Raw genomic sequence first — 10,443 nt, 5'->3', positions numbered from 1 at the left:
TGCTGCCAGTTTCAGTGATGATGGAGGTGGTATGTACAGTTTTACAATAGATCCAACAGGTGATGGAAGTGTAACCGTAGATATAGCGGGATCTGTTGCAACAGATGCTGCTGGCAATAACAACAATGCTGCAACACAGTTCTCAATACTATATGATGGAACACCTCCCACTTTTGTCGATGCATCATTCTATGATACTGACAATAATGGATCAATAGATGAGATTTTGGTTGAATTTTCCGAAGATGTTAACGAGGCAACAGTAAGCGATGTTGATTTCAACATTGCAGGAACAGGTTTAGGAGTTACTTCTTTTACCGTATTTAATGCCGGCTTTCCTGCTGGTAACGGAGTTGATGCAACTTTGACAGATAACTACATTACTCTTCTTGTTACGATTACGGGAACTACAGATCAAACCATAGCGTATACGGCTGGTAGTCTAGCTGACGAAGCAGGAAATTTAGCATTGAGCAATGGTGGATTAACCACAATTGATTTAGCTCCTCCAGTGATAATATCTGCAGCTACAGCGGACGTTGGTGGAGTATCGGGTGAAATAGATCAAATTACAGTAACCTTTTCAGAAGACATTGATGGTGCAACATTGGATACCGATGGCGGGTCGGATGATTTTATTGTAACCGATGGTGCATATACCTATATAGTTACAAGCGTTGCCGCCAATGGTTCAAATGCCGCTGATATAACTGTTACGGAAAGAGGTAGCCCAGATACTGGAGTTACTCCAGATATAAATTTGGGAATTGGTGATATTGAAGACCTTGCGCCTTCTAATAATTCGCTAACAGTCGCTCAAGATTTTACAACTACTCAGGATGGTGCACCACCAGTGATGTACGGATTTACACTACAGCCGACAAACTCTTTTTTAGAAGTTGTATTTTCCGAAACCATTCAGCGTGTAGGTGGCGGAACTCCTTTGTTGGCTGATTTTAATCAAAATCAAGCGAATGTAACGCCATCAACAACTATTACAATAGATGCTTTGACAGATGCACTTGGTACCACTCTATCGAGCCCAGAGGATACTATTCAATTTACCTTAACTGTTGGGCCAGTTCCTTCAACATATGATGCCGGTGATAATATAGTTATTGATACAGATGGAACGACTCTTGAAGATGCTGTAGGTAATCTACTTGGAGATGGTGAATTTATAGGTCCTGTTCAAGTAAATGATGTTAACAATGTTGTTACGGTAGTTGATGCAATTTGGGTTACAACATCTGCACCTGCAAATTTCGAAGGCTACATTGAATTGGAATTTTCAGATGGTGTTTTTGGAAGCGCTAGTGATAAAGCGGTTCGTCTTGCTAATTCATCCGGAGGTATTTATGAGCAGGGCAATTGGACCGATGGTACAGCCTTGTGTGACAACAATGATCAACTTTGTGCCTCGTATAATGCAAATGGATCGCTTGTTTTTGTAAACTCAGATTCCAATAATGACATAGAGCTTAGAGCTGGAGATAACGGTTCCGGGGGAGCAACTGATGAGGATAAGGAAATAACTTTTGATGTTAATAATGCCAATAATATAAGCAATTATGATGGTTCAAAATACCGTTTCTACCTCAATGATATTGATAATGGCCCCTGGACAGGAGAAGAGACTTATACTTTCGGACCTGCTAACGCTAGTTCAGGTAAGATAAACGGTCGAACGTCCTCTTCAACAATGGTTGGCTCCTATACTTTCGTGTTCACACTTCCAGATCAAGTAGCTGAAGATTTTGATAATGCTACTGCCACAGCTTATGATGTTGATTTTGATGGAAATATTGATGAGGTGGAAGTTGTTATGCCAGATGGAATTGAAGATGCTACTGTTACGCTTGCAGACTTTCAGTTTAACTCCATCTTTCCAAGTGGATTTGATACAGGAACCACACCAAATGATAACACATTTAGGTTACTTTTTGATAGTTATTCCGGAACGGCTGTTCTAGGGAATCTGATTTACACGGCAGGTACCTTAGAGGATGATGCAGAAGTAAATGCTTCTTATCTGCCAAGTGGCAATGCTTATGATGGGGGAACCATTACTCCGGTTGATGCGGCGGGGCCAGTCATTCTAAGTGCACTAACCGAAGACACGGAAGCTACTCCAGATGGATACATTGATCAAATTACAGTTAGCTTTTCTGAGTCTTTTAGTGATATTGATATCGATGCTGGAGATTTTTCCTTATCTGATAGTTACACAATTTCAGGAATTTCAGTTGCGTCACCTGATATCATTCTGTCACTAAATGAAATGGTTGGTTTTGATACGGATATTGTTCCTGATGTTACGATTGTGCCTGGAGGAGCTGGCATGTTAGAAGATTTAAGTGTAGGAACAGCGCCCAACCCAGCGCAGACTTTTTCTAATACCACCGATGGGGCTGCACCTTACAGCCAAGTAGACGCACTGGCTACTCCTGATGCAAGTCCGGATTTGTCTGGAGATATTGATGATCCGAACGCAACTGTTCTTGTCAATGTTAGTACGTTCACAAGAACAGCCACTAATAATGGTGATGGAACATGGTCCTTTTCAAATACAGGTTCTGCACCTAGTGGCTTTACGCTAGGCGCTTTAGGAAATTATGAAGTTACCGTAATAGGTGTTGACCCTTTTGGAAACACTAGCACCGATGTAACTAATAGCGAATTAACGATTAATGGTGGAGCCACTATTACGGCAGCAACGCCTGGGAACTTATGTATTTCTGATGGATTTCAACCATTGGGTAGTATTCAAGTGATGGAGACTGGAAATGGTGATTTTGGTTCTTCAGGAACAATTCTTCTAACTCTCCCATCAGGTTTTGAATTTAATACTGGAGCTACACCAAATACTGGAGGAAGTAGTTTTACTGATATCACAGTTGGCCTTTCATATGTTGGAACTGCCACACTTCAACTGACGATAACCTATGATGGTGTAGATGATGGAATTGATGATTTGTTAATTAACGGCTTGGAAGTAATGGCCGTCACAGGAGGCCAAACTGGTGATTTAGAGAGAACCGGTGGTACAGCTAGTCTATTAACAACAGATACGAATTATGCTACACTGACTAGCAATGTCGAACCTAGTCAAATTGTAACATTAGACGAAACCGTTTATTCTTCAAATAACACTACTTCACTAACCATAAGATCTGGTCTCAATTTCACTCTTGATGCCACAGATCAAGCACCGACGACTGTCAATTGGTATGAAAATGTATTTGATGGCACACCTGAACATGTCGGTGTTACAGCCACTCAAGCTGACTTGAATACTGCTGAGGGATTGTATACTTATTATGTAGCCAATGATGATGGTACTTGTGATAGCGATCCTTTGGAATTTGAATTATTGCTATTTAGTGATGATGATCCGACCACCGGGCCAACTGATAGCACATTTGTTGATCAAATTTTTATTGTGACTGATGATACAGATACTATCTATATCAGTAATCCAGCAGGTCATACAGTGAATATCATTGGAGCAGGTACAACAGTTACTAATCCAGGTGCTTCTCCAAGTCCATTGTTGGTAATTTTTGATCCTGCGATTGCGGGTGACGATGGGGCAGGTAACCCTCAAGCACACACTATCACCTATTCAATTACAAATAACTCAACGGGAGCTTCGACAAGCAGGTCTGTAACATTCACAGTAGAGCCTGAGACTGAAATTTTCACAGGGCCTCCAGCAGATGAATATTGTTCAGACGATGGCTTATCTGTTATTACTGTTGATAATTCTAGCTTTAGTGGATCATACGGGGTGCTTCCATACATTAATAGGATATATGTGAATGGATTAAGGTACGGATTCTCCGATTTGTTAGATGGTTTCAATCTACAATCTGGAGGTATTCATGGACCCGCTGCTTATCAATATAATTGGAATACTACTAATTTTGGTGTTCCCGATGGTCAATTTGAGAATGTTAGGTTCCAGAGAGAAATTTTTGACAATGTCGGGATTCGCAGAATTGATGCGACTAACTATTTTATTATTTACGGAACACCATTTGTAACACTTACAAATGTTGGTACTGCTTATTGTGAAGATGATGCAGCATTTACTATTAATAGAACTACCAGTTATGTTGAGTCAATTGATCAAAGTAATCCGGATGATCCTATTCCTACTTACAATGGGGTGACAGATCAAGCAATAGCCAATGGATATTTGCTTTATAGATCTAGCGATGCAGGAGCAACCTACCCAACCCTATACGCTGATTTTACCGCTGGTGGTACTTTAACAAACACTTTTGATCCAACCGACCCAGATCAAGATGGAAACACTGCTGAAGCAACGGATTTAGGATATTTTAGAATCATTTATACAACAGAAGCTCTTACACCAAATAGCTGTCAAGGTACATACCAAATTGATATATTGGTTAATCCAGATACCCCAACCCCGGTATTGGATGCGGCAACATTATTGAGTGGTGGATCAGTTGGGTTTGTAGATGATGTAGCACCAGCAGCAGGTGTTGATGATAATGAGTATTTGCTTGAGTATTGCGTGGGAGATGTAGTTGCAAATTTTACTACTAGCGACATTAACACGGTACGTTGGTATGATGATAACTTTAACCTAATTGCTAATAATGTAACAAGTATTACTCCAGCCCAGGCTGGACTATCCGTTTCATTTGGACGATTAAATGCTGAGCAGACTGAAGTATTTTACTTTACATCCACAGACGCAACGGGATGTGAATCAGATTATAGATTAGTAACTGTAGAGGTTTATCCTATCCCTGATGCGCCCAATGTAGACATATCTGCATGGCCCGCTGAAGTGGTTTCTGGTACAAGTATTTTCCTAGATTACTGCTTGCCAAGAGCTTCAAGCGTCAGCCCATCAACTATAACCTTTGATCCCATTAGTGCTGGTGACGAAACTTACAATGCATCGGTCTATTTCAGTGGAATTATTGGTGCTAACCTTTACTTTTTAACAGTAAGTGGTGGGGCTGGCACATTTATCCCAGGAGAGATTGTAACCGGAGGAGTTAGTGGTGCTACAGCAACTGTGCATTATAGATCTGGTTCATTGATTGCAATTAGGGACGTTTCCGGTGTATTTGTTGGTGAAGGAATCACAGGTTCTGTAAGCGGCGCAACCACTACAGTAACTGACTATGCTACCAGAAGAATCTTGAATAATGAATTTCTCTCAACACTTCCAATATTCCACATTGGTTACTTATATTCATCCGCAGCTATTCCAGTTCCATTTACAATAGGCGAAACAGTAACTGGAGGTACGAGTGGAGCTACAGCAGTTGTTTATAGAAATTATAGTACCAATTATATCTTTTTAAGATTTACATCAACCACCCAGTTTGTGGCCGGGGAGATTGTAACAGGTGGGTCAAGTGGAAGTATATTGACAGTTAGTTCTCCGTTCGACAATTTTAGTCCAAACTACAGATATACAGTTACCAAGACCTCCAACATAAATGGTTCTTCAACATTTGCAGGTTGTGAAGGGACAGCAGTCAACGTATACACATATGGTAGATTAGCGCCAACAGATCCAACTATAGCTGATATGTCTGCTGGTTCATTGGAGTTTCATGTAAGTGAAGGTGATGTTCTAACGGATATAACTCACACATTTACAGGAGGTATGGATAATTATGTTTGGTATGAAGACGCATCTAGAAATGACACAATTTCGGTATTGACCAGCGGTAATGAAATGACTCAAGACATTTTAGATGATGCTAAAGTTGATGGTACGAAACAATTGATTACCTCAGGAGGATTCGTTGCTGATAGAAATGATGATGGAAATAATGATGTTTACTCTTACTTCCTAACGAGAGTAGATAACTCGGTATCAAGTCGTGGTTTTGATGGTTGTGAAAGTGGTAATAATGCATCAATAACCCTCACCGTTCACGCAATTCAACCTCAACCTACTGTTGTTTCAGACAACACACCTGGAGCACTTGGAACACCAGATTTTACTGACCTCAATCCTGGACCCAATGAAGATAATAGTGTAGATCACTTCTTCTCGGTTTGTAGCGATCAGTTAGAAGCAGATATTAGGTTTGTAGCGAGTGAATTAAGTTTTGGAGGTGCAAGAGAGTTTAAATGGTATCAATCGACAGCCGGTGGTGTCAGAGGTGGAGAGATTTTGACAGATGGAAGCGGAAATGCTACATTTTCGGAATTAGGTTTATCAGGCTTGAATCCTCCATCAACGATAAATCGCTATTTTGAAGTTATACAGGTAACTGATAATGATGTATATGCCGGTGTTGAAAGTGAAAGCACGTTCGTTAGAGTTGATATTTCACCACAAGATGCTTTGGAATTAAGAGATGATGCGACTGATCTTACTTTTGGTAGCGATTTTTGTAGGGATGATGCTTCTGGGGATATCACAGTGGATTTATATGCAGGAGGGGTGTCGGCAGGAAGTGGCAATGTAGATTATGATATAGACTCTTATCTTGAAAGCACCTATATCACGACTCCTGGTTCTCCGGAAATTGATGGAGCAGTAACTCCGGGAAATCCAACTTTAGATTGGGATGCTCTACATGATGCAGTAACCGGGTCTCAAGCTATTGGTGGCGAACCTACGGTTCATGTAGTGACTATGAACTACACTGATCCAGTGACACTATGTACGGGTACCACAAGCAAGGTTATCACGATACATCCTGATCCGCACATTAGTTTTGAAGTGAACGGAATAGATATTAATGATATTGCGTTAGTAGATGAGTTTTGCTATGAAAATGGCAATGTGGCAATTCAAGGAGTTCAGTACATTTATGACAATACTGGCATTATAGATACCGTCAACCTTATTACAGGACAATTCTCAAGTGACCTTACAGGTAACTTAGGATCTAACGTAGGACAGGGGACATTTAATCCAACTACGGAACATAATGCTGCACATGGAGTGACTGGAACTGATGCTAAATTCTTAAATAGAACTGTAGGTTCTGATGTTAGCCTAAGTTATACTGACGGATTTGGCTGTGAGCGAACAGTATCTCAGATTTTGTTTATTAATCCAGAACCTGAAGTTCTAGAGGTAACTGGCTTAGCGACATCAGATTTAGCGGCATCTCGTTCTACAAATTATATACGAGTGACCAATTTCTGCAGGGGAGCTGCTTCAATAGATGCTGAAATTCAGTTTGTCGAACCACTTGATCCAAATGTGGATCCGACGGTTGAAGAAGATTCATATGTAGGTTACACCTTTGATTGGACAATTAATGGTAACGTGATCAATCAGGCGGGAGATAATACGGTGAATTACGTTTTGGGAGCAGATGAAAACAGTCTTGTAATGACTGTAGTAGTCACCGATCCAAATGGATGCCCAGAGACATTTTCAGAGACGCACCAACTGCAGAATCTTCCAAATTTAGATATTACTGGTATTCAAGATTTTAACACAGTTGGTTCTAACAATGAATCTTCATTTTGTGCAGACGCAACTGATCCTACAATTGGATTAACTGACGCTACACTTGATGGTAATTCAGCTACGAACACTATTGTTGGTTCTGATGTTGTTAGCTGGTCAGTTGATTCTTATAGTGATGACAATTCTACACCTGTTCAGATTGCATCAGGTGCAGGAACTCTTCCGACCATTGATCTGGATGCTTGGCATACTGATGGAGCATTATTGGCTCCTGGAAGTCTTGTTGGTGGCCCTTCTACCTATCACCAGATAACAATAGTATATCAGGATCCAAGTAGAAATTATCAGGGTATTGCTACAATGTGTAGTAATACAGTTATAGAGACCATTGCGGTCCACCCTGATCCAGATATTTCAATTACTCTGAATAGCCAAGATGTTGACGATCTCGAGTTTTGTTACGATGATATCAACATTACTTTGCAAGGAATTGATTTAGGTAGTGGACTTTCATTGAATGGAGGTGCCCAAAACATTATCCGTATTGATGGAGCACAAGTATCCTCTAATGGTCAAGCCACATTTAATGCTGCTACTTACCATGGAACTAATCCAGGAGATGAATTTTTAGCTCAATCCAGACATACCATTGAGTATGTTTATCAAGATGCTAACGGTTGTGACAGAACAATTACAAGAGATTTTCTTGTAAACCCTCGTCCACGATTTACTGGTGATGTTATTCAAACGGCAAGTACATGCGCGACCTCAAGTGTTGAATTATTTGTTGATATGACAGATGGTGCTAGTAACTACACATTTACTTGGTTTGTGAATGGTCAGGAGGTCAATGGGGTTGATGTTATTGATGAAGACGGAAATAACAATGATGAACGAATCACATACAATTTCGGAGGTCAATTAACAGCCAACTTTGGTGTGACTGCTACATACATTGGAGCTGCATATAGCACTAATTGTGTATCAAGTATTCAAAACCAATCAATAACAGTAGGAGCCGAACCTATTCCAGCCATTTCATGGGTTGGAATTACTGCAGGTAACGCAAATGGAACTGATTTCACGATAACCGAAGACAATGCTACATTGCCAGATGGTGACGTAGATCTTGTAGAGCTTGAAATTGATGGTGTGGTTGAATTAAGTGTTCCAAATCCAACCTTTCCATTGGCATTTAATCACGCATTTGCGACTTCTGGAGACCATGTCATCAACCTTACAATGAACACAACCGCAGGATGTGACGTAACTCTAAACAGAACTGTAAGAGTAATACCACATTATACAGGATTCAATTCTACCAATAGTTATTCAGAATCATTTGAAACTGCCGCTTCCTTTGATTTAACATCTGCTCAAGGTGGTTGGTTGATAGACTCGTTGTCTTTGGATGGTAAAACATATTATGATACTGCTAGTTCATGGACAAGAGGATCTTTAATACCTGGGACAGCCGGTAACATTGATGGTACAGGAGCAGTTTATACAGCTCCGGGAGGAGTAAACGGATACAGACAATCAGAAGTGTCTTTTGTTTATTCACCATCCTTTGACCTTAGCAGTTTTACTGCACCGACAGTTAGTTTCTTGCGCTATGAGGATTTTGAAACGTTTAGGGATGGGGTCGTATTCCAGGTATCAGTGGATGATGGGCGCTCATGGCAAACCGTTGGGACGTACAATGCATCCTTGGAATCTGAAGGACTAGCTTCTACACCTGGATGGTATAATAGAGAAGCGATATCCAGTTCGCCAGGAAGTGTGGCGCCGGCAGCAGCAACTGCCAACAATAGTGACCAGGTAGGATGGGCGCTAAATAGCGATTGGCAAGAAGCTATTTCGCCAGTCGCGATAAATCCTGCTCAAAGTGGTTTTGTTCGATTCAGATTTGCTTTATCCGCACAAGCGGGTGCAAAAACTACCAATGGTTTTGGATTTGATTTAGTTAGAATTTATGAGCGAAATCAAATTGTTTTGCTAGAGTTATTTTCTTCAACGTTAAGTCAACCTAGTTTAATCGTTAATGATTCAGTTAATACGCGTCCTCAATACGCTGGTACTGACATTTTAAAAATCAACTATTTTACAGATTTAGCCAATAGTGGCAGTAATCTGGATCAGATAAATCAAAAAAATACGACAGGCCCAGGAGCCAAGGTTGCATTTTATGGAGTTGGTGAAGTACCAAGTTTATCAATTGCAGGTGATGCTAATTATGTAGATATAAATGGAAATTCGTATTCTCTATTGAATGCAAAACTTGCTAATGCTAGACTCAACAATCCAGCGTTTGATATTACCTTAAATGCTTCTGTTGATGGTAGCGGAAACTTGATTGTGGATGCAGACTTTACTGCTACTACGCCTTTTGTTAACGGAGATAAAGTAGGGTTGTTTGTTGCAGTGGTAGAACCAATAGTTACGTTATCGAGTCCTATGGGGCTATACCCTGCGGGAGCAACAATACAAAATGTTATGCGGAAATTATTGCCATCTGCTGCTGGCCAGTTTGTTAATGGTCCGATAGCTGCAGGGGAAACTAGAAGTTTGACAAGTATTTCGTGGCCTATCAATAATATGTTCGATCCATCGAATATACGTGTGATTGCATATGCACAAGACTTAAATACGAAGCAGATCTACCAGGCATCTTCAGTTGATTTAGCAACTGGACTTTCTTCAAGCGTTTTAGGATTAGAGGACTTAGCTGATTTTGGTGTGTATCCAAACCCTGCTGATAAAGATGTTACTGTCGAGTTTGCCAGTGGACTGGAGGAAGATACAGAATGGGTGATTTTTGATCAGGCAGGAAGAGAAGTACTTAAAGGTGAGTTGAAGAAGGGTACTGCAACAATGACTGTTGAAACAACTGAAATGCCATCAGGAATGTATTTCATTCATTTATATGGAGAGGATCGAAAACAGCGAGCGAAGAGAATTATGATTATCCATTAAGAACATGCTGTTTAGCTTATAAATGCAAGCCCCAG

General features: G+C 40.5%; 1 protein-coding gene. It reads left to right on the top strand.

The features are described from left to right. The first annotated feature begins 31 nt into the window (after positions 1-31). Entirely contained in the window at positions 32-10,408 is a 10,377-nt protein-coding gene (locus tag ABJG98_RS03550) for a T9SS type A sorting domain-containing protein (protein WP_348278089.1), read from the top strand. Positions 10,409-10,443: the final 35 nt, after the last annotated feature.

Source organism: Ekhidna sp., from assembly GCF_039960695.1.
Lineage (GTDB): Bacteria > Bacteroidota > Bacteroidia > Cytophagales > Cyclobacteriaceae > Ekhidna.
The sequence above is the reverse complement of the archived record's forward strand: the minus strand, read 5'-3'. Positions and strand labels throughout refer to the sequence as shown.

Bases quoted from the DNA above. Each gene is read 5' to 3' on its own strand.
- ABJG98_RS03550 (WP_348278089.1), top strand. From the start codon at position 32: ATGTACAGTTTTACAATAGATCCAACAGGTGATGGAAGTGTAACCGTA.